Source organism: Microbacterium sp. KNMS, from assembly GCF_053851835.1.
The window spans coordinates 93,177-113,709 of the sequence record NZ_JBSQBP010000011.1 but is presented as its reverse complement, the minus strand read 5'-3'; the positions used below and the strand labels follow the sequence as shown (position 1 = coordinate 113,709).

General features: G+C 71.0%; 15 protein-coding genes and 1 tRNA gene. 4 read left to right on the top strand and 12 right to left on the bottom strand.

Annotated elements, in window-relative coordinates; all coding sequences use genetic code 11:
- Positions 1-342, top strand: a complete 342-nt coding sequence (locus ACWXWW_RS08870; protein ID WP_271171825.1) for a DMT family transporter — start codon at positions 1-3, stop codon at positions 340-342.
- Positions 343-352: 10 nt separating this feature from the next.
- Complete coding sequence (locus tag ACWXWW_RS08865) at positions 353-1,081, top strand: SDR family NAD(P)-dependent oxidoreductase (RefSeq protein WP_282977705.1); 729 nt, start codon at positions 353-355, stop codon at positions 1,079-1,081.
- Between the two features lie 3 nt (positions 1,082-1,084).
- Here ACWXWW_RS08865 and ACWXWW_RS08860 read toward each other — a convergent pair whose 3' ends face one another.
- Genes ACWXWW_RS08860 through ACWXWW_RS08845 form a run of 4 tightly spaced genes read right to left on the bottom strand, consistent with a single transcriptional unit; the run spans position 1,085 to position 4,576 of the window.
- A complete protein-coding gene (locus tag ACWXWW_RS08860) occupies positions 1,085-1,372 on the bottom strand; it encodes a hypothetical protein (protein WP_455969646.1) in 288 nt (95 codons plus the stop codon).
- Between the two features lie 19 nt (positions 1,373-1,391).
- Positions 1,392-2,414, bottom strand: a complete 1,023-nt coding sequence (locus ACWXWW_RS08855) for an LLM class flavin-dependent oxidoreductase (protein WP_282977703.1) — start codon at positions 2,412-2,414, stop codon at positions 1,392-1,394.
- Positions 2,415-2,461: 47 nt separating this feature from the next.
- The gene (locus ACWXWW_RS08850) at positions 2,462-3,217 is read right to left on the bottom strand and encodes an SGNH/GDSL hydrolase family protein (RefSeq protein ID WP_455969645.1); all 756 of its coding nucleotides are present in this window, start codon (positions 3,215-3,217) and stop codon (positions 2,462-2,464) included.
- Between the two features lie 9 nt (positions 3,218-3,226).
- Entirely contained in the window at positions 3,227-4,576 is a 1,350-nt protein-coding gene (locus tag ACWXWW_RS08845) for an MFS transporter (RefSeq protein ID WP_421075508.1), read from the bottom strand.
- 122 nt (positions 4,577-4,698) lie between these two features.
- Between ACWXWW_RS08845 and ACWXWW_RS08840 the strand changes: the two genes are divergently transcribed.
- A complete protein-coding gene (locus ACWXWW_RS08840; RefSeq protein ID WP_455969660.1) occupies positions 4,699-5,982 on the top strand; it encodes an MFS transporter in 1,284 nt (427 codons plus the stop codon).
- 2 nt (positions 5,983-5,984) lie between these two features.
- Here ACWXWW_RS08840 and ACWXWW_RS08835 read toward each other — a convergent pair whose 3' ends face one another.
- The 3 genes from ACWXWW_RS08835 to polA are packed head-to-tail and all read right to left on the bottom strand — an operon-like array spanning position 5,985 to position 11,394.
- Positions 5,985-7,019, bottom strand: a complete 1,035-nt coding sequence (locus tag ACWXWW_RS08835; RefSeq protein ID WP_455969644.1) for an LLM class flavin-dependent oxidoreductase — start codon at positions 7,017-7,019, stop codon at positions 5,985-5,987.
- Between the two features lie 54 nt (positions 7,020-7,073).
- On the bottom strand, positions 7,074-8,747 hold the full coding sequence (locus ACWXWW_RS08830; protein ID WP_455969643.1) for a DUF885 domain-containing protein: 1,674 nt from the start codon (positions 8,745-8,747) through the stop codon (positions 7,074-7,076).
- 16 nt (positions 8,748-8,763) lie between these two features.
- Positions 8,764-11,394 (bottom strand): DNA polymerase I, encoded by a 2,631-nt coding sequence (polA, locus tag ACWXWW_RS08825; protein ID WP_455969642.1) that lies wholly within the window; start codon positions 11,392-11,394, stop codon positions 8,764-8,766.
- Between the two features lie 47 nt (positions 11,395-11,441).
- Here polA and ACWXWW_RS08820 point away from each other — a divergent pair, with 47 nt between their 5' ends.
- The gene (locus tag ACWXWW_RS08820; protein ID WP_282977697.1) at positions 11,442-11,852 is read left to right on the top strand and encodes a hotdog fold thioesterase; all 411 of its coding nucleotides are present in this window, start codon (positions 11,442-11,444) and stop codon (positions 11,850-11,852) included.
- A 134-nt stretch (positions 11,853-11,986) separates the two neighbouring features.
- Here ACWXWW_RS08820 and ACWXWW_RS08815 read toward each other — a convergent pair whose 3' ends face one another.
- From ACWXWW_RS08815 to gltB, 5 genes are all read right to left on the bottom strand, one after another.
- Positions 11,987-12,604, bottom strand: coding sequence for an ANTAR domain-containing response regulator (locus tag ACWXWW_RS08815; RefSeq protein ID WP_271171815.1), 618 nt, complete (start codon positions 12,602-12,604; stop codon positions 11,987-11,989).
- Positions 12,605-12,639: 35 nt separating this feature from the next.
- A tRNA-Leu gene (locus tag ACWXWW_RS08810) sits at positions 12,640-12,722 on the bottom strand.
- Positions 12,723-12,789: 67 nt separating this feature from the next.
- On the bottom strand, positions 12,790-14,235 hold the full coding sequence (gene pyk, locus ACWXWW_RS08805; protein WP_271171814.1) for a pyruvate kinase: 1,446 nt from the start codon (positions 14,233-14,235) through the stop codon (positions 12,790-12,792).
- A 201-nt stretch (positions 14,236-14,436) separates the two neighbouring features.
- Complete coding sequence (locus ACWXWW_RS08800) at positions 14,437-15,894, bottom strand: glutamate synthase subunit beta (protein WP_455969641.1); 1,458 nt, start codon at positions 15,892-15,894, stop codon at positions 14,437-14,439.
- A complete protein-coding gene (gene gltB / locus ACWXWW_RS08795) occupies positions 15,887-20,461 on the bottom strand; it encodes a glutamate synthase large subunit (RefSeq protein WP_455969639.1) in 4,575 nt (1,524 codons plus the stop codon). Before gltB ends, ACWXWW_RS08800 begins: the two co-directional genes overlap by 8 nt.
- Positions 20,462-20,533 lie beyond the last annotated feature (72 nt).

Here is a 20,533-nt window from a genome sequence, read left to right as displayed (position 1 = left end):
ATGGCATGGCTCGTCCTCATCGCGAGCGGCCTCCTCGAGGCCGTGTGGGCGACGGCACTCGGCCTCTCCGAGGGCTTCACGCAGCCCATCCCGACGCTCGTCTTCGCCATCACGGCCGTGCTCAGCCTGGTCGGCCTCGGTTGGGCCGTGAAGCGCATCCCGATCGGCACCGCGTACGCGGTCTGGACCGGCATCGGGGCGGCGCTCACCGTCGTGTGGGCCATGGCCACCGGGGTCGAGCCGGTGTCGCTGTGGAAGGTCGTCTTCCTCGCCGGCATCATCCTCGCGGTCGTGGGCCTCAAGCTCGTCCCGGATGGCCGTCCCGAACCCGCCGACGACTAACGTGAGAGGCGTGTCACGCCCTCTCACCCTGATCACCGGAGGCACGCGCGGGATCGGCGCCGCGATCGCGCGACGCCTCGCATCCGACGGCCACGATCTCGTCCTCGGCTTCACGCGGGACGAGGGCGCCGCTGCGCGCACGCGCGCCGAGATGGAGGATCTCGGCGCGCAGTGCCGCGTGGTGCGGGCCGACGTGACCACCGACACCGGCATCGAGACGCTGTTCGCGGCCGCCGATCCCGCGCGCCTCACCGGCGTCGTCAACAACGCGGGCGCGACGCTCCACATCGGCCCTCTCGTCGACACCCCGGTCGACGTCATCCGGACGGTCATCGACCTCAACCTCACCGCGGCGGTCCTCGTCGCGCGCCGCGCCGTGTCCCAGCTGCCCGACGGCGGCGTCCTCGTGAACATGTCGTCCGGGGCGGCGACGACCGGCTCGCCCGGCGAGTACGTCCACTACGCCGCCGCGAAGGCAGGAGTCGACGCCCTCACGAAGGGTCTCGCGATCGAGGCCGCCGCGCGAGGGATCCGCGTCATCGGCGTCGCGCCCGGAACGATCGAGACCGACATCCACGCCGATGCGGGCGACCCCGGGCGCCCGGCGCGCGTCGCGGCCGCGCATCCGCTGGGGCGCGCCGGCCGGCCCGAGGAGGTCGCCGGAGTCGTCGCCTTCGCCCTCTCCCCCGACGCGTCCTACGCGGCCGGCGCGACCATCCGCGTCACCGGCGGGCGCTGATTCTCAGCGGTCGAGCCCGCGATGCGCTGCCCAGAGGCGTGCCGCCTCGCCGGCCGCGGCATCGATGAGCGCGTCGATCTCGGCGTCGCGCCGGACCGCGAAGGACACGTACGCCCCGCGGCCGCCGGCCGTGGGCCGACCGTACGCCTTCGCGGCGAGCGAGCCGTCGGGCAGCAGCCGCACCGTGATGCTCTGCAGCTCGAACTCCTCGCCGCGCCGTTCGTCGCGCCACCGGAGATGCTCGGGGATCGACACGTTGAAGGCGAGCGCATTGACCTCGGGACTCGTCATGATCCGAGACTACGGCCGCTCAGCGCCAGCCGAGGCCCGGAGCGACGTGACGGAGGATCGACTCGATCGCGTGCGCGTTGTAATCGACGCCGAGCTGGTTGGGCACCGTCAGGAGCAGCGTGTCGGCCTCGGCGATCGCCTCATCCCCCGCGAGCTCCTCGATCAGCTCGTCGGGCTCGCCCGCATACGAGCGCCCGAAGACCGAGCGCGTGCTGTCGATGTAGCCGAACTGGTCGTCGCGCTCGCCGCTGCCCAGGAAGTAGCGGCGATCGCGGTCGTCGACGATCGCGAAGATCGACCGTGAGACCGAGACGCGCGGCTCGAACCCGTGATCGTGACGCGCCCACTCCTCGCGGAACGCCCGGATCTGCGCGGCCTGCTGCACGTGGAAGGGCTCGCCGCTCTCGTCGTCCTTGAGCGTCGAGCTCATGAGGTTCATGCCGTGCTGCGCCGCCCACACCGCCGTCGCGTTCGAGCCCGCACCCCACCAGATCCGCTGCCGGAGTCCCTCCGAGTGCGGCTCGAGCCGGAGCAGCCCCGGCGGGTTCGGGAACATCGGGCGCGGGTTCGGCTCGGCGAAGCCCTGGCCCTCGAGCAGCGTGAGCAGGAGCTCGGTCTTCTGGCGGGCGGCCTGCGCCCCCGACGGGTCGTCCTCGGCCGCCTGGTAGCCGAAGTAGCGCCATCCGTCGACCACCTGCTCGGGTGACCCGCGCGAGATGCCGAGCTGCAGTCGGCCGCCCGAGATCAGGTCGGCGGCTCCGGCGTCCTCGACCATGTACATCGGGTTCTCGTACCGCATGTCGATCACGCCCGTGCCGAGCTCGATGCGGCTCGTCTTCGCGCCCGCGGCGGCGAGCAGCGGGAAGGGCGACGCGAGCTGCCGCGCGAAGTGGTGGACGCGGAAGTACGCGCCGTCGGCGCCGAGGTCCTCGGCCGCCTGCGCGAGCTCGATGGACTGCAGCAGCACGTCGGCCGCGCTGCGCGTCGCCGACTCGGGGTGCGGCGTCCAATGGCCGAAGGAGAGGAATCCGATGCGCTTCACGTCACCATGCAACCACGGGTGCCGCGCGTTTTATTCCATTGAATAGGTCAGGTCGCGGGGGCGATCGTCGTCCAGCTCGCGTACTTCGCCTGACGTCCGTCTCCCGACGAGCGGCGCGTCAAGCGGCGCTTCACCCACGGGAGAACGTGCTCGCGGTAGTACCGCGTGCGCTCGAGGTGCACGACGCCCTCGTGTGGGAGATCCCACCAGGTCTCGGGCGCGTCCGCGCCGAGCGCCGTGAGGACGCGCGCCGCGACACGGTGATGCCCGCGCACGTTCATGTGCAGCCGATCGGCAGACCAGAACTCGGGCCGCGACAGCACGCGATCGGGCCAGTTGAGTGCCTGGATGACGTCGCCCCGCACCTCGATCCGGCGAAGCACCGCCGCCGACAGCTCGTCTCCGCGTCGCTGGATGAGCCCCGACAGCGGAAGCCCGGCCGACGGATTCGCTCCCGACAGCAGGATGAGGCGCACGCCCTCCTCGTCGCAGCGCGCGAGCACACGCGAGAAGGCGTCCGCGATGCTCTCGATCGCGACGCCCGGGCGCAGCATGTCGTTGCCGCCCCCGTTGAACGACAGGTGCGTGGGGCGCAGGGCGAGCGCCGGCTCGAGCTGCTCATCGACGATCGGCCAGGCGAGCCGCCCACGGATGGCCAGGTTCGCGTACTCGATCGGCTCGCCGAGGCTGTCGGCCCATCCCTGGGCGGCGATGTCGGCCCACCCGCGCGGGCGGCCATCCGGCAGCTCGTCTCCCACGCCCTCTGTGAACGAGTCGCCGATGGCGACGTAGCGGATCGTCATCCACCCAGGCTATCGAGCGTCCGCGAGCGTGGCCTCGAGCACCTCCCCGCGCTTGTCGGCGAGCGGGATGGTCCCGAGCGCCGCGATCGCGAAGAACGCCGAGAACACCGTGAACACGAGGCCCGCGCCGCCGACGGTCAGCGCCCACGGAGTGAACAGCGGGGCGATGATGGATGCGATCCGCCCGGCGCCGGCCGCCCATCCCGCGCCCGTCGCCCGCACGCTCGTGGGGTAGAGCTCGGGGGTCACCGCGTAGAGCGCACCCCACGCGCCGAGGTTGAAGAACGACAGCAGCGAGCCGTAGAGGAGGATCTGCCACAGCTCGCCCGACGTGCCGTAGAGGATGGCCGCGACCGCGGATCCGACGAGGAACGTCGAGAGCGTGATGCGGCGCCCCCAGACCTCGATGAGCCAGGCGGCGACCGCGTAGCCGGGCAGCTGCGCGAGGGTGATGAGCAGCGTGAACTCGAACGAGCGGACGAGGTCGTAGCCCTGCTGCACGAGGATCGTCGGGATCCAGATGAACGCCCCGTAGTAGGAGAAGTTCACGCAGAACCACACGAGCCAGATCGCGCTCGTGCGCACGCGGAGCGCGGGCGACCACAGCGCGCCGACGGCCGATGCCCCCTGAAGCGGGGCCGCGGCGTACGGGGTCGGCTTCGGCGCGGGAGCGGCGCTCGGTGCGGGCCGCCGTGACGCGGCCTCGAAGCGCCGCACGATCGCCTCGGCCTCGGCGTGCCGCCCCTTCGACTCGAGCCAGCGCGGCGACTCCGGCATCCCCCAGCGGATGACGAGCGCGTACGCCGCCGGGACGGCGCCGAGCAGGAACGCCCACCGCCATCCGTCGTCGGAGGCCCCGACGACGAACGTCCCGATGAGCGCCGCGAGCGTCCAGCCGATGGCCCAGAACGCCTCGAGCACGACCACGAGGCGCCCCCGGATGCGCGCGGGCGCGAACTCGGCGACGTACGTCGACGCGACGGGCAGCTCTGACCCGAGTCCGAGCCCCACGAAGAACCGCAGCACGATGAGCATCGCGACGCCGCCGACGAGCGCGCTGGCCCCGGTCGCGACGCCGTAGACGAGCAGGGTGAGCGCGAAGACCTGGCGGCGCCCCAGCTTGTCGGCGAGCAGGCCCCCGAGGCTCGCGCCCAGGGCCATCCCGACGAAGCCGACCGAGGTGATGAGCCCCGCCTCGGCGCCCGTGATCCCCCACTGCGCCGTGAGCGCGGCGATGATGAACGAGATGAGGCCGACGTCCATCGCGTCGAGCGCCCACCCGATGCCGGATCCCGTGAGGAGCCGCGCATGCTGCCGGTTGAACGGGAGGTCATCCAGACGCGCAGAGGGGTTCGCCATGCCTCCAGGTTAGTGTCACCTCGACATGAAGCGCGCGCGGCCAGGAGTAGCCTGAGAGGACGACTTCCCCAACACCCGGAGGACATGTGAGAGCCCGCATCGCGCCCCCGTCAGCCGCGTGGATGTGGACGATCTGGATCGTCGCGGTCCTCGCGTATGTGCTCTCGGTCGCGAACCGCACCTCGCTGTCCGCCGTCGGCGTCGATGCCGCCGAGCACTTCAGCGCCGACGCGTCGACGCTGTCGATGTTCGCGGTGCTGCAGCTCGGCGTCTACGGCCTCATGCAGATCCCGATCGGCCTCTGGCTCGACCGGTTCGGCGCGCGCCCGATCATGGCGATCGGGATGGCCGTGATGGCGGCCGGTCAGCTCATCATGGCGGTCTCCCCCAACGTCGGCGTCGCGATCTTCGCGCGCATGCTGCTGGGGGCCGGAGACGCCGCGATCTTCCCGAGCGCGCTCCGTCTCGTCGCGACGTGGTTCCCCGCCCAGCGCAACCCGATCATGGTGCAGCTCACGGGCATCGTCGGGCAGATGGGCCAGCTCGTGGCCATCCTCCCCCTCGCCGCGCTCCTGCATGCCACGTCGTGGTCGATCGCGTTCGGGAGCCTCGCCGGCCTCGCCGTGCTCTTCACGATCCTCATCGTGGCGCTCGTGCGGAACCACCCGCCCGAGCGCGAGGCCGATGTGTCCGTGGACACCGAGACGGGCGCGATCCGAGTCGTCACGAGCGCGATCGACACGCGCGTCGGCATCCGCGCCGCCTGGGCGAACCCGGGCACGCGCCTGGCCTTCTGGTCGCACTTCACGACTCCGTTCGCGGGCACGGCGTTCGTCATGCTGTGGGGCTTCCCGTTCCTCACCGCGGGCGAGGGGCTCTCGGCCGCTCAGGCGTCGACCGTGCAGAGCGTCTTCGTGCTCATGGGCATCGTGTTCGGGCCGCTCATCGGCATCCTGTCCTCGCGCAACCCCACGCGACGCTCGCACCTCCTCGTCCTGCCGATCGTCGCCATCCAGCTCATCGCGTGGATCGCCGTGCTCGCGTGGCCGGGCCCCGCCCCGTTCGCGGTGCTCCTCCTGCTCGCCGTCGCGCTCGCGCTCGGCGGCCCGGCGTCGATGATCGCGTTCGACCACGCGCGGACCTTCAACCCCTCGCACCAGCTGAGCACCGCGACGGGCATCACGAACGTCGGAGGCTTCCTCGCCGGCCTCCTCGCGATCCTGTTCATCGGCGTCGCCCTCGACCTGCAGGGCGCGAGCGACCCCGCGGCCTACTCGCTCGAGGCGTTCCGGATCGCGTTCCTCACGCAGATCCCGATCTGGCTCGTGGGCGCGGCGTTCATCATCCGCGAGCGCAAGCGCACGCGGATCCGGATGGGCCTCGACAAGCCGCGCGGGGAGCGCTGAGGTCAGCCCGCCTCGGCCAGCAGCTCGCGCACGCGCGGGAGCACGCGGGTGCCGTAGAGCTCGATGCTCTTCATCATGAGCTCGTGCGGCATCGTGCCGGTCGCGTACTTCAGGTCGAAGCGCTGCACGCCCAGCGCGCGCACGGTGTCGGCGATCTTGCGGGCCACGGTCTCCGGCGACCCCGCGTACACGGCGCCCTCGGGCCCGACCTCGTGCTGGAACCGCATGCGGCTGTACGGCGGCCACCCGCGCTCGGCGCCGATCGTGTCGTGCATCGCCTGGAAGCCCGGGTACGCCTCCTCCCACGCCTGCTCGTCGGTCTCCGCGACATGCCCCGGGGAGTGCACGGCGACGGGCAGGTCGGGCTTCTCGAACGACGTGAGCGAACGGCGGTAGAGGTCGACGAACGGCGCGAACCGGCGCGGCGCACCGCCGATGATGGCGAGCATGAGCCGCGCGCCGTGCCGGGCCGCCCGCACGACCGACTCGGGCGACCCGCCCACGCCGACCCACAGCGGCATGCCGTGCTCGGTCTTGGGGAAGACGTCCGCGCTGTCGAGCGCGGGGCGCATCGTGCCGGTCCAGGTGACCGGCTCCTCGCGCAGCAGCCGGACGAGGAGGTCGAGCTTCTCCTCGAAGAGCGCCTCGTAGTCGCGCAGGTCGTAGCCGAACAGCGGGAACGACTCGACGAACGAGCCGCGACCCGCGACGACCTCCGCCCGGCCGTTCGAGAGCGCGTCGACCGTCGCGAACCGCTCGAACACCCGGACCGGGTCGTCGCTCGAGAGCACCGTGACGGCGCTGCCGATCCGGATCCGGGTCGTGGTCGCCGCGATCGCGGCGAGGACCGTCTCAGGACTCGAGACCGCGAAGTCGCGCCGATGGTGCTCGCCCACGCCGAAGAAGTGCAGCCCGACCTCGTCGGCGAGCTGCGCCTGCGCGACGACGTTGCGGATGGTCTGGGCGTGGGGGATCAGCTCGCCGTCGGCGCCGCGCGTGACGTCGCCGAAGGTGTCGAGCCCGAGTTCGATGTCCATGTCGGATCCTCTCTATTCATCCGCATGAACCGCGCGGACCGCGGCCGCATTCCCTCAGGCGAGCAGCGCGGTCTTGAGCGTGTCGAGGCCCACGCCGCCCATGTCGAGCGCGCGCCGGTGGAACTCCTTGATCGAGAACGCGTCGCCGCGCTGCGCGGCATAGGCGTCGCGCACCTGCTCCCAGATGCGCTGGCCGACCTTGTACGCGGGCGCCTGGCCGGGCCAGCCGAGGTACCGGTTCACCTCGAACCGCACGAACTCGTCGGACATGTTGACGTTCTCGCGCAGGAACCCGAGCGCGAAATCGGCGTCCCACGTGCCCTCCCCGTCGGGGCGCGGCTTGCCGAGGTGCACGCCGATGTCGAGCACGACCCGCGCCGCGCGCATGCGCTGGCCGTCGAGCATCCCCAGGCGGTCAGCCGGATCGTCGAGGTAGCCCAGCTGCTCCATGAGCCGCTCGGCGTACAGCGCCCACCCCTCCGCGTGGCCCGAGGTGCCGGCGAGCAGTCGCCGCCAGCTGTTGAGCTCGGCACGGTTGTGCACGGCCTGCCCGATCTGCAGGTGATGCCCCGGGACCCCCTCGTGGTACACGGTCGTCAGCTCGCGCCACGTGTCGAACTCGGTGACGCCCTCCGGCACGGACCACCACATGCGCCCGGGCCGCGAGAAGTCATCCGTCGGGCCCGTGTAGTAGATGCCGCCCTCCTCGGTGGGGGCGATCATGCACTCGAGCCGTCGGACGGGCTCGGGGATGTCGAAGTGCGAGCGGCCCAGCTCCGCGACCGCGCGATCGCTCGTCTCCTGCATCCACTCCCGCAGCGCCTCGGTCCCCACGAGCTTGCGCGACGGGTCGGCCTCGAGGAACGCGACGGCCTCCGCGACGCTCGCTCCCGGCACGATCTCCCGTGCGATCGACTCCTGCTCGGCGACCATGCGGGCGAGCTCCTCGATGCCCCACTTGTACGTCTCGTCGAGGTCGATCGTCGCGCCCAGGAAGCGGCGCGAGTTGAGGGCGTAGAGCTCGCGCCCCACGGCGTCGTCCTCGCCGGCCGCTCCGGCGAGCTCCGCGGTCAGGAACCGCTCGAGGCGATCGTAGGCCTCGCGTGCCGCGCGCGAGCCCCGCTCCAGGTCGGACGCGAGCGCGCCGGGCAGCTCCGCGCCGTCGGCCGTCGCGTCGGATGCGAGGCCCGCGAAGAACCCGTCGGCGGCCGTGTAGCGCGGGATCTGCGCTGCCACCTCGCGCACCTGCCGCACGGCGGGCACCACGCCCTGCGCGATGCCCTCGCGCAGCGTCGCGATGTACCCGTCGACAGCCGCGGGCACGGCGCCCAGGCGCCGCGCGATGACGGCCCACTCGTCGGACGTGCCGGTCGGCATGAGGTCGTAGACCTGGCGGATGTCCTGAGGCGCGCTCGCGATGACATTGAGGTCGCGCAGGTGCCACCGCGCCTCGTGCAGCTCGAGACCGAGTCGGAGCTCGCTCGAGAGGTCTGCCCGGGTGACCCGGTCGACATCGTCGACGGGCTCGGCGGCGTCGAGCGCGGCGAGGGCCGAGCGAGCCGCTTCGGCGTGACGCTCCACCCCCTCGGGGCTGAAGTCGTCGTAGCGGTCGTTCGCCTCGTCGCGCCCGATGTACGTCGCGAGGATGGGCGACAGCTCGACGAGCGTGTCGACCCAGCCCTCCGCGATGCGGTCGATCTCGGTCTGCGGGCGCGCGTCGGGCGTCATGGCGTTCTCCTCCATGTCAGTGGGCTGCCTGGTTCCAGTCGGCGCCGAGGCCGATCTGCACGTCGAGCGGGACGGTGAGCTCGGCGGCTCCCGCCATCCGCTCGCGCACGATGCGCTCGACCTCGTCGCGCTCGCCCGGCGCGACCTCGACGACGATCTCATCGTGGATCTGCAGGAGCAGCCGCGAGCGGAGACCGAGGAGGTCCTGGTGCACGCGGAAGAGCGCGATCTTCATGATGTCGGCAGCGGAGCCCTGGATGGGGGCGTTGAGCGCGGCGCGCTCGGCGTTCTCCCGCAGCACGCGGTTCGGGCTCGTCAGGTCGGGGAACGGGCGACGACGGCCGAAGATCGTCTCGGTGTAGCCGTCGACCCGGGCCTTCTCGACCGACGAGCGGAGGTAGTCGCGCACCGCGCCGAACCGGGCGAAGTACTCGAGCATGAGGGTCTTCGCCTCGGACTGCTCGATGCGCAGCTGCTTGGACAGGCCGAATGCCGAGAGGCCGTACACGAGGCCGTACGACATCGCCTTGACCTTCGTGCGCATCTCGCTCGTGACCTCCTCGGGGGCGACCCCGAAGACGCGCGCGCCGACGAACCGGTGCAGGTCCTCCCCCGCGTTGAACGCCTCGATGAGCCCGGGGTCGCCCGAGAGGTGCGCCATGATGCGCATCTCGATCTGCGAGTAGTCGGCCGTCAGCAGCGTGTCGAAGCCCTCGCCGACCTCGAAGGCCGAGCGGATGCGACGCGACTCCTCGGTGCGCACCGGGATGTTCTGCAGGTTCGGGTCGGTGCTCGACAGGCGGCCGGTCTGCGACCCGGTCTGCACGTAGGTCGTGTGGACGCGGTGGTCGTCGCCGATCGCGAGGTCGAGTCCGTCGATGATCTGCTTGAGCTTCGTCGCCTCGCGGTGCGCGAGCAGGAGGCCGAGGAACGGGTGGTCGGCCTTCTCCTGCAGCTCCGCGAGCGCGCCGGCGTCGGTCGTGTACCCCGTCTTCGTCTTGCGGGTCTTCGGCAGGTCGAGCTCGACGAACAGCACCTCCTGCAGCTGCTTGGGCGACCCGAGATTCACCTCGTGCCCGATCGTGGCGTAGGCGTCCTGCGCGAGCTGCTGCGCGCGGGCGCCCAGCTCGCTCGAGAACGCCGACAGCTTCTCGTGCGAGACGGCCACCCCCGCGAGCTCCATGTCGGCGAGGGCGAGGAGGGTCGGCAGCTCGATGTCGGTGAGGACGGGGACGACCGACTCGGGCAGCGCCGCCCGCAGGGCCTGCGCCACGCGCACGGTGAACCACGAGCGCTGGCCGGGCGTCGCCCCCTCGCTCTCGGGCACGAGCTGCGAGGGGTCGGCTTCCGGCAGCTTCTCCTGCAGATACGTGTCGACGAGGTTCGCGAGCGTCTTGTCGGGGAAGCTCGGCCTCAGGAGCCATCCGCCCAGCAGCACGTCGAAGGCCAGCCCCGCCACGTCGAGCCCCGCGCGCCGCAGCGCCTTGACCTGCGGCTTCGCATCGGCGAGCACCTTCGGGGCGTCGGATGCGAGCCAGGGCGCGAGCGCGTCGCGCACCTCGTCGCTCCACTCGGCCTCGACGATCGAGGCCTCGGTCGCGAGGCCCACGCGCACGGGAAGGCCGCCCGCGATCAAGAGCGTGACGCCGACCTCGCCGTCGGCCGCCGCGTCGACCCACGCGGCGAGCTCAGCCGCGGGGATCTCGGTCGGCGCGGGCACCTCGACAGCGGGCTCCGCCTCGACGCCGTCGGCCGGGGCGCCCGCGACCTGCAGCACGCGGCTCATGAGCGCGCGGAACTCGAGCCGCGCGAACACGTCGCGCAGGGCCTGCGCGTCGATGCCGTCGCGCTTCAGGTCGTCGAGCTCGACGGGCAGCTCGACGTCGCGCAGCAGGCGGTTGAGGCGCCGGTTGCGGCGCACGTCCTCGATGTGCTCGCGCAGATTGCCGCCGACGACGCCCTTGATCGAGTCGGCTCCCTCGAGCAGCGCGTCGAGCGAGCCGAACTGCGTGAGCCACTTGACCGCCGTCTTCTCGCCCACCTTGGGCACGCCGGGCAGGTTGTCGCTCGTCTCGCCGACGAGCGCCGCGATGTCGGGGTACATCTCGGGCGGCAGGCCGTACTTCTCGACGACCGCCGCGGGGTCGTACCGCTTGAGCTTCGACACGCCCTGCACCGAGGGGTACAGCAGGGTGATGTCGTCGTTCACGAGCTGGATGGTGTCGCGATCGCCCGAGCAGACGAGCACGTTCCAGCCCGCCTCGGCGCCGCGCGTCGCGAGCGTCGCGAGGATGTCGTCGGCCTCGTAGTCGGGCTTCTCGAGGACGGTCACGTTCATGGCTCGCAGGCACTCCTGCAGGAGCGGGATCTGGCCCTTGAACTCGGCGGGCGTCTCGGCGCGCGTGCCCTTGTACTCCGCGTACTCCCGCGTGCGGAACGACTCGCGGGACACGTCGAAGGCGACCGCGACGTGGGTCGGGTCCTCGTCGCGCAGGAGGTTGATGAACATCGACAGGAAGCCGTGGATGGCGTTCGTGTGCTGACCGTCGGATGTGGAGAAGTTCTCGACCGGGAGGGCGAAGAACGCCCGGAAGGCGAGCGAATGGCCGTCGACGACGAGCAGAGTAGGCTTCGTGGAGTCCGTCACCCGTCCAGCGTAACGAGGGGTGGCGACATCCGAACGACAGGAGCAGGATGACGGAGCTGATCGACGGGATGGCGTGGGCGAAGGCGCGCGGGATGGGCGCGCTCGCCGAGCGGATGGGGATCGAGTTCACGGAGTTCACCGTGGAGCGCGCGGTCGCGACGATGCCCGTCGAGGGCAACACCCAGCCGGTCGGCCTCCTGCACGGCGGCGCCTACGTCGTGCTCGGCGAGTCGCTCGGATCGATGGCCGCCAACCTCTTCGCGGGCCCCGACAAGCTCGCCGTGGGCGTCGACATCAACGCGACCCACACCGCCTCGGCGACGAGCGGACGTGTGACGGGCGTGTGCACGCCGATCCACCTCGGGCGCACGCTCACCGTGCACGAGATCGTCGTCACGAACGAGGAGGGCCGGCGCTGCTCGACCGTCCGCATCACGAACATCCTGAAGGATCGGTGAGCGAAGCGAACAGCCCCGGTCGTTGAGCGAGCGGAGCGAGTCGAAACGTCGCGAGACGACGTCGTGAACCGCCCGCGATACGTCGAAGGGCCGGACCTCCGAGGAGGTCCGGCCCGTCGTGCGTGTGCTGCTGCTCAGCTCTTCTTCGGAGCGAGCTGCTCGATGATGGCCTTCGCGACGTCCTGCATCGTGAGGCGGCGGTCCATGGAGGCCTTCTGGATCCAGCGGAACGCCTCAGGCTCGGACAGCCCCATCTTCTCGTTGAGGAGGCCCTTGGCGCGGTCGACGAGCTTGCGGGTCTCGAAGCGCTCGACCATATCGCTCACCTCGGCCTCGAGCGTGATGATCTGGTCGTGACGGGCCAGCGCGATCTCGATCGCGGGGAGCAGGTCGTTGGGCGTGAACGGCTTCACGACGTATGCGAGGGCACCGGCCTCGCTCGCGCGCTCGACGAGCTCCTTCTGGCTGAAGGCCGTGAGCAGGACGACGGGCGCGATGTGATTCTTGCTGAGCTTCTCCGCGGCGCTGATGCCGTCGAGCTGGGGCATCTTGACGTCCATGATGACGAGGTCGGGCCGCAGCTCGGTCGCCAGCTGCACCGCGGTCTCGCCGTCGCCGGCCTCGCCCACGACGTCGTACCCGTTGTCGCGGAGGATCTCCACGATGTCGAGGCGGATGAGGGACTCGTCTTCGGCGACCACCACACGACGGGGCGCCGTCGCGGTGCTCTTCTCGGTCTGCTCTTCGGTCACCGTTCCATCCTAGAGGTCTCGTGGCTGGGAGTTCGTGCCGGTGGTGGGGGTCGAACCCACACGCCCTTTCGGACAGAGCATTTTGAGTGCTCCGCGTCTGCCATTCCGCCACACCGGCATGCATCCCCGACGATACGGCAAACGGGGTCCGGTGCTGAACCGGACCCCGTCGCTGGCGCGTCGCGCTAGGCGTTCTTGTAGACGGGCGCGGCGCCGTGCACCGCGTCGCCCACGCGGTGCACGCGCAGGTCGTTGGTCGAGCCCGAGATCCCGGGAGGGGATCCCGAGATGACGATGACCTTGTCGCCGACCTTCGCGAGGTCGTTCGCGAGCAGGTAGTCGTCGACCTGGAGGAACATCCGGTCGGTGTGCTCGACCTGCTCGACGAGAGCCGAGCGGATGCCCCACGTGAGCGCCATCCGGCGGCGGATGGCCTCGTCCTGCGTGAAGGCGATCATCGGCCGCGGGGAGCGCAGGCGCGACATGCGGCGCGCCGAGTCGCCCGACTGCGTGAACACGCACAGGAACTTCGCGTCGACGAAGTCGGCGACCTCGATCGCGGCCAGCGTGATGGCGCCGCCCTGCGTGCGGGGCTTGGCCGTGAGCGGCGCGATGCGCTCGAGACCGTGGTCCTCGGTCGACTCGATGATGCGCGCCATGGTCTGGACGGTGATCGCGGGGTACTCGCCCACGCTCGTCTCGCCCGAGAGCATGACCGCGTCGGCGCCGTCGAGGACCGCGTTCGCGACGTCGCTCGTCTCGGCGCGGGTCGGCACCGGGCTCGAGATCATGGACTCGAGCATCTGCGTCGCGACGATGACCGGCTTGGCCATCCGGCGCGCGAGCTCGACCGCGTGCTTCTGCACGATCGGCACGGCCTCGAGCGGCAGCTCGACGCCGAGGTCGCCGCGCGCGACCATGATGCCGTCGAACGCGTCGATGATCTCCTCGAGGTGGTCGACCGCCTGCGGCTTCTCGATCTTGGCGATGATCGGGACGCGGCGCCCCTCCTCCGCCATGATCACGTGCGCGCGCTGCACGTCCTTCGCGTTGCGCACGAACGAGAGGGCGATGATGTCGGCGCCGTTGCGGAGGCCGTAGCGGAGGTCCGCCTCGTCCTTCTCGCTGAGCGCGGGCACGTTCACCGCGACGCCGGGCAGGTTGATGCCCTTGTTGTTCGAGACCGCGCCGGCGACGACGACCTCGGTCGTCACGACCGTGCCGTCGGTCTCGAGGACCTTGACGCGGACCTTGCCGTCGTCGATGAGGAGGAAGTCGCCGGGCTTCACGTCGTTCGGGAGGCCCTTGAACGTCGTCCCGACGATCTCCTTGGTGCCGAGGATGTCCTCGGTCGTGATCTTGAAGATGTCGCCCTCGGCCAGCTCGTGCGGGCCGTTCTCGAACTTGCCGAGCCGGATCTTGGGTCCCTGCAGGTCGACGAGGATGGCGACCGGCTTGCCGAGCTCCTCGGCGGCCGCGCGCACGTTCGCGAAGTTGTTGTCGTGGACGGTGTAGTCACCGTGGCTGAGGTTGAAGCGCGCCACGTCGAGTCCGGCCTCGATGAGAGACTTCACGGTCTCCTTGGTCGAGGTGGCGGGTCCCAGCGTGGCGACGATCTTGGCACGTCTCAAAAGCTTGCCTTCCGCACTGCTTGCTTCTTCTGTTGTGGACGCATCCGCGTCCGTCGGGTCGATGGGCGCTCCGCACGAGGCCCATCGCGGTTCCACCGGATGCACACCCCACACTACGCGCACCCGGCCATCCGATTCACGCGCACACGACGGCGGCCGGGAGCATCGTGTGCTCCCGGCCGCCGTCCACGCGTGTCGGAGTCAGACGCCGATGGCGACGTCGGTCGGGCGGACCGGCGCCGGCAGCTGCGTCTCGCCCATGAGGAAGGCGTCGACCTCGGCGGCCACCGAGCGGCCCTCGGCGATCGCCCACACGATGAGCGACTGGCCGCGGCCGGCGTCGCCCGCGACGAACACGCCGGGCGCGGTCGCCTGGAACGACGCGTCGCGATCGACGTTCCCGCGCGAGGTGAACTGCGCCTGCAGCTGCGCCTCGAGGTGCTCGCGCTCGGGGCCCGTGAAGCCCATCGCGATGAGGACGAGGTCGGCGGGGATCTCGCGCTCGGTGCCGGGCTTCGGCACGCGGCGGCCGTCGACGAACTCCGTCTCCGCGACGACGAGACCGCGGACCTCGCCCGCGTCGTTGGCCACGAACTCGACCGTCGAGGCCAGGTAGTGGCGCTCGCCGCCCTCCTCGTGCGCCGACGAGACCTCGAACACCTGCGGCATCATCGGCCACGGCTGGTGCTCGGGGCGGTCGTCGGACGGCCGCTTGCCGATCGCGAGGTTCGTCACGCTCAGCGCGCCCTGGCGGTGCGCCGTGCCGATGCAGTCCGCGCCGGTGTCGCCGCCGCCGATGACGACGACGTGCTTGCCCTCGGCCGAGATCTGGTTCGCGACCTGGTCGCCCGCGACGACCTTGTTCGACTCGACGAGGTACTCCATCGCGAAGTGCACGCCGTCGAGCTCGCGGCCCGGGATCGGCAGGTCGCGCGGCACCGTGGCACCCGTCGCGACCACGACGGCGTCGTAGCGCGCGCGGAGGTCGTCCCACGTGATGTCCACGCCGATCTCGACGCCCGCCCGGAAGCGCGTGCCCTCGTCCTGCATCTGGCGCAGGCGCGCCTCGAGGTGCCGCTTCTCCATCTTGAAGTCGGGGATGCCGTAGCGCAGGAGGCCGCCGATGCGATCGTCGCGCTCGTACACGGCGACCGTGTGGCCCGCGCGCGTCAGCTGCTGTGCGGCCGCGAGCCCCGCGGGGCCCGAGCCGACCACCGCGACGGTCTTGCCGGTGAGGCGCGCCGGGGGCTTGGGCTCGACCCAGCCGTTGGCGAACGCCTCGTCGATCGTCGAGACCTCGATCTGCTTGATCGTGACGGCCGGCTGGTTGATGCCGAGCACGCACGCGCTCTCGCAGGGCGCAGGGCACAGACGCCCGGTGAACTCCGGGAAGTTGTTCGTCGCGTGCAGGCGCTCGATCGCGGTGCGGCCCTCGCCGCGCCACATGAGGTCGTTCCACTCCGGGATGAGGTTGCCCAGCGGGCATCCCTGGTGGCAGAACGGCACGCCGCAGTCCATGCAGCGCCCGGCCTGGCGGCGGAGCACGGCCGAGTCGCCCGGCTCGTACACCTCCTTCCAGTCGAGGATGCGCACGGGCACCGGCCGGCGAGCGGGCAGCTCGCGCTCGGTGATCTTCAGAAAGCCCTTCGGGTCAGCCACCCGTCACCTCCATGATGCGGTTCCAGACGACGTCGCCGTCGGGGTCGAGTCCCTCGGCCTCGGCCGCCTGACGCGTCTCGAGCACGGCGGCGTAGTCGCGCGGGAGGACCCGCACGAACTCCTCGACGGCGTTCTCGAAGTCGTCGAGCATGCGCTGGGCCAGCTCGGACTCGGTCTCCGCGACGTGCTGCTGGAGCAGATCGCGCAGGATCTCGGCGTCGCCGGATCCGAGGGGGCCGAGCGTGAGCTCGCCCGATGCGAGAGCCTCGCGGTTCACGAGCTTCTCGTCGAGGCGGTGGACGTAGGCCGTCCCGCCCGACATGCCGGCGCCGAGGTTGCGCCCCGTGCGGCCCAGGATGACCGCGAGGCCGCCGGTCATGTACTCGAGCGCGTGGTCGCCCACGCCCTCGACGACCGCGGTCGCGCCGGAGTTGCGCACGAAGAAGCGCTCGCCGACCATGCCGCGCAGGAAGAGGGTCCCCTGCGTGGCGCCGTAGCCGATGACGTTGCCGGCGATGACGTTCTCGGAGGCGTCGAATGTCGCGCCGCGCGCGGGGCGCACGACGATCTGGCCGCCCGAGAGGCCCTTGCCGACGTAGTCGTTCGAGTCGCCCTCGAGGCGCAGCGTGATGCCGTTCGGCAGGAACGCCCCGAAGGACTGCCCGGCCGAGCCGGTCAGGTTGACGGTGATCGAGCCGGCCTTGAGACCGTGCTCGCCCTGCGCCTTCGTGACGTGGTGGCCGAGCAGCGTGCCGACCGCGCGCGCGGTGTTCCGCACCGGGAGGTCGATCGTGATCTCTCCCCCGTTCTCGATGACGTCGCGCGCGCGCTCGATGAGCTGCACGTCGAAGTGCTCGTCCAGCTCGTGGTCCTGCGCGCGCGCGTGGCGGCGCGGCTCCTCGTCCGCGAACGCGGGCCCCTCGAGGACCGGCGACAGGTCGAGTCCGTCGGCCTTCCAGTGGTCGATCGCGCGATCCACGTCGAGCACCTCGACGTGGCCGACCGCCTCGTCGATCGAGCGGAAGCCGAGCTCGGCGAGGTACTCGCGCACCTCCTGCGCGATGAACTGCATGAAGTTCACGACGTGCTCGGCCTTGCCCGTGAAGCGGCTGCGCAGCAGCGGGTTCTGGGTCGCGACGCCCACGGGACACGTGTCCAGGTGGCAGACGCGCATCATGATGCAGCCGCTCACGACGAGCGGCGCCGTCGCGAAGCCGAACTCCTCGGCACCCAGCAGGGCGCCGATGACGACGTCGCGGCCGGTCTTCATCTGGCCGTCGACCTGCACGACGACGCGGTCGCGCATGCCGTTGAGCATGAGCGTCTGCTGCGTCTCGGCGAGCCCCAGCTCCCACGGCGTGCCGGCGTGCTTGAGCGAGTTGAGCGGGCTCGCGCCCGTCCCGCCGTCGTGGCCCGACACGAGGATGACGTCGCTGAGCGCCTTCGCGACGCCCGCGGCGACCGCGCCGATGCCCGACTGGCTCACGAGCTTCGTGTGGATGCGCGCCTCGGGGTTCGACCGCTTGAGGTCGAAGATGAGCTGCTTCAGGTCCTCGATCGAGTAGATGTCGTGGTGCGGGGGCGGCGAGATGAGGCCCACCCCCGCGGTCGCGTGCCGCGTGCGCGCGACCCACGGGTACACCTTGCCGGGCGGCAGCTGACCGCCCTCGCCGGGCTTGGCGCCCTGCGCGAGCTTGATCTGGATGTCGTCCGCGTGCGTGAGGTACATGCTCGTGACGCCGAAGCGGCCCGAGGCGACCTGCTTGATGGCGCTGCGGCGCTCGGGATCGAGGAGGCGGTCGACGTCCTCGCCGCCCTCGCCCGTGTTCGACTTCGCGCCGAGGCGGTTCATCGCGATCGCGAGGGTCTCGTGCGCCTCGCGCGAGATGGAGCCGTAGCTCATGGCGCCCGTCGAGAACCGCTTCACGATCTCGGAGACCGGCTCGACCTCGTCGATCGGCACCGGCGGGCGCACCCCCTTCTTGAAGGCGAAGAGGCCGCGGAGCGTCTTGAGCTCCTCCGCCTGCTCGTCGACGAGACGGGTGTACTCGCGGAAGATCTCGTAGCTGCCCGTGCGCGTGGAGTGCTGCAGGCGGAAGATCGTCTCGGGCGTGAAGAGGTGGGGCGACCCGTCGCGGCGCCACTGGTACTCGCCGCCGGTCCACAGGCGCTCGTGCGTGCGCACGGCCGGGTCCTCGGGGTACGCGAACGCGTGGCGCTCGGCGTTCTCGCGCGCGATGTGCGAGAGCCCGATGCCGCCGATCTTCGACTCGGTCCCGGTGAAGTACTGGTCGACGAACGGCTGCGCGAGGCCCACGGCCTCGAACACCTGCGCGCCCGAGTACGACGACACGGTCGAGATGCCCATCTTGGACATGATCTTCAGCACGCCCTTGCCGAGCGCGTAGATGAGGTTCTTGACGGCCTTCTGCGGCGTGACGCCCGCGATCGCGCCGGAGCGGACGAGGTACTCGACCGTCTCCATCGCGAGGTACGGGTTCACGGCGGTCGCGCCGTAGCCGAGCAGCGTCGCGACGTGGTGCACCTCGCGCACGTCGCCCGCCTCGACCACGAGCCCGACCTTCATCCGGGTCTCGCGGCGGATGAGGTGGTGGTGCACGGCCGAGACCGCGAGCAGCGACGGGATGGGCGCGAGGTCCTGGTTCGAGTCGCGGTCGCTGATGACGATGAACTCCGCGCCGTCCTCGATCGCGCGGTCGGCCTCGGCGCACATCTGCTCGAGGCGCTTCTGCAGGCCCTTCTCGCCCGCCGACACGCGGTAGAGCGAGCGCAGCGTGACCGACGTTCGCCCGGGCAGGGCGCTGTCGATGTGCTGGATCTTCGCGAGCTCGTCGTTGTCGATGACCGGGAAGTCGAGGATGACGCTGCGCGCGTGCTCCGGCCCCCACGAGAGCAGGTTCGGCTCGGGGCCGAGGCCGAGCTTGAGGCTCGTCACGACCTCTTCGCGGATGGAGTCGAGCGGCGGGTTCGTGACCTGCGCGAACTGCTGCGTGAAGTAGTCGAACAGCAGGCGCGGGCGCTTGCTGAGCACGGCGATCGGCGTGTCCGACCCCATGGCGCCGAGGGGCTCGACGCCCGTCTGGCCCATGGGGCGCAGGAGGATCCGGACCTCCTCCTCGGTGTAGCCGAAGGTCCGCTGACGGCGCGTGATCGACGCGATCGGGTGCACGAGGTGCTCGCGCTCGGGGAGGTCGGCGAGGCGGACGGTGCCCTTGTCGAGCCACTCCTGCCAGGGCTCGAGCTTCGCGAGCTGGGCCTTGACCTCGTCGTCCGCGATGATGCGGCGCTCGGCGGTGTCGACGACGAACATCGTGCCGGGGCGCAGGCGGCCGCGGCGCTCGATGCGCTCGGGGGCGAAGTCGAGGACGCCCGTCTCCGAGCCGATCACGACGAGGCCGTCCTTCGTCACGGTCCAACGGCCGGGCCGCAGGCCGTTGCGGTCGAGCGTCGCGCACACGAGCGTGCCGTCGGTCGCGATGAGGGCGGCGGGGCCGTCCCACGGCTCCATCTGGCCCGCGTGGTACTCGTAGAACGCGCGGAGGTCGGGGTCGACGTACGCCTTCTTCTCGTAGGCCTCCGGCACCATCATGAGCATCGCGTGCGGAAGCGAGCGGCCCGTGAGCGTGAGCAGCTCGAGCACCTCGTCGAACGACGCCGAGTCGCTCTCGGTGTCGCTGCAGATCGGCAGGAGCGGGCGGATGTCGCCGAGCAGCTCGCTCTCGAGCTGCGACTGGCGCGCGCGCATCCAGTTGCGGTTGCCGCCGACGGTGTTGATCTCGCCGTTGTGCGCCGTCATGCGCAGCGGCTGGGCGAGCGGCCACGACGGGAACGTGTTCGTCGAGTAGCGCGAGTGCACGACGGCGAGCTCGGTCGTGAAGCGCTCGTCCTGCAGGTCGAGGTAGAACGGCTCGAGCTGGAGCGTCGTGACCATGCCCTTGTAGCCGAGGGTGCGGCTCGAGAGCGACACGAAGTAGGCGTCGAGCTCGTGCTGGGCGCGCTTGCGGAGACGGTAGGCGCGGCGGTCGAGGTCGATCCCGGAGAGACCGGGGCGCCCGTCGACGGGCGCGCTCGTGAGGAAGATCTGCTCGATCGCGGGGCGGGCCTCGCCGGCCAGGCGTCCGAGGTGCTCGGGGTCCACCGGCACCTCGCGCCAGCCGAGGATCGAGAGCCCCTCCTCCGCCGCGATGGCGGCGATGCCGTCCTTCTGCGCGGCGCGCGCCGCGTCGTCCGTCGGGAGGAACGAGAGGCCGGCCGCGTACTCGCCGACGACCGGGAGGTCGAAGTCGACGACCGAGCGCAGGAAGCCGTCGGGCATCTGCGTGAGGATGCCCGCGCCGTCGCCCGTGCCCGCATCGGAGCCGATGGCGCCGCGGTGCTCGAGGTTGCGCAGCGCCTCGAGAGCGAGGTCGACGATGTCGTGCCCCGCCTCGCCGCGCAGGGTCGCGACCATGGCCAGGCCGCAGGCGTCCTTCTCGAACGCCGGGTTGTACATCCCCTGCTTCGGGGGGTACGCGCCGGAGGCTCCGTAAGGGGGCTGGAAGTACATGTGTCTACCGTCCTCGGGGTCGGTTGCGTAGCGCGGGACGACGTTGGCCCAGTGGACGCCGTCTCGCGCGCT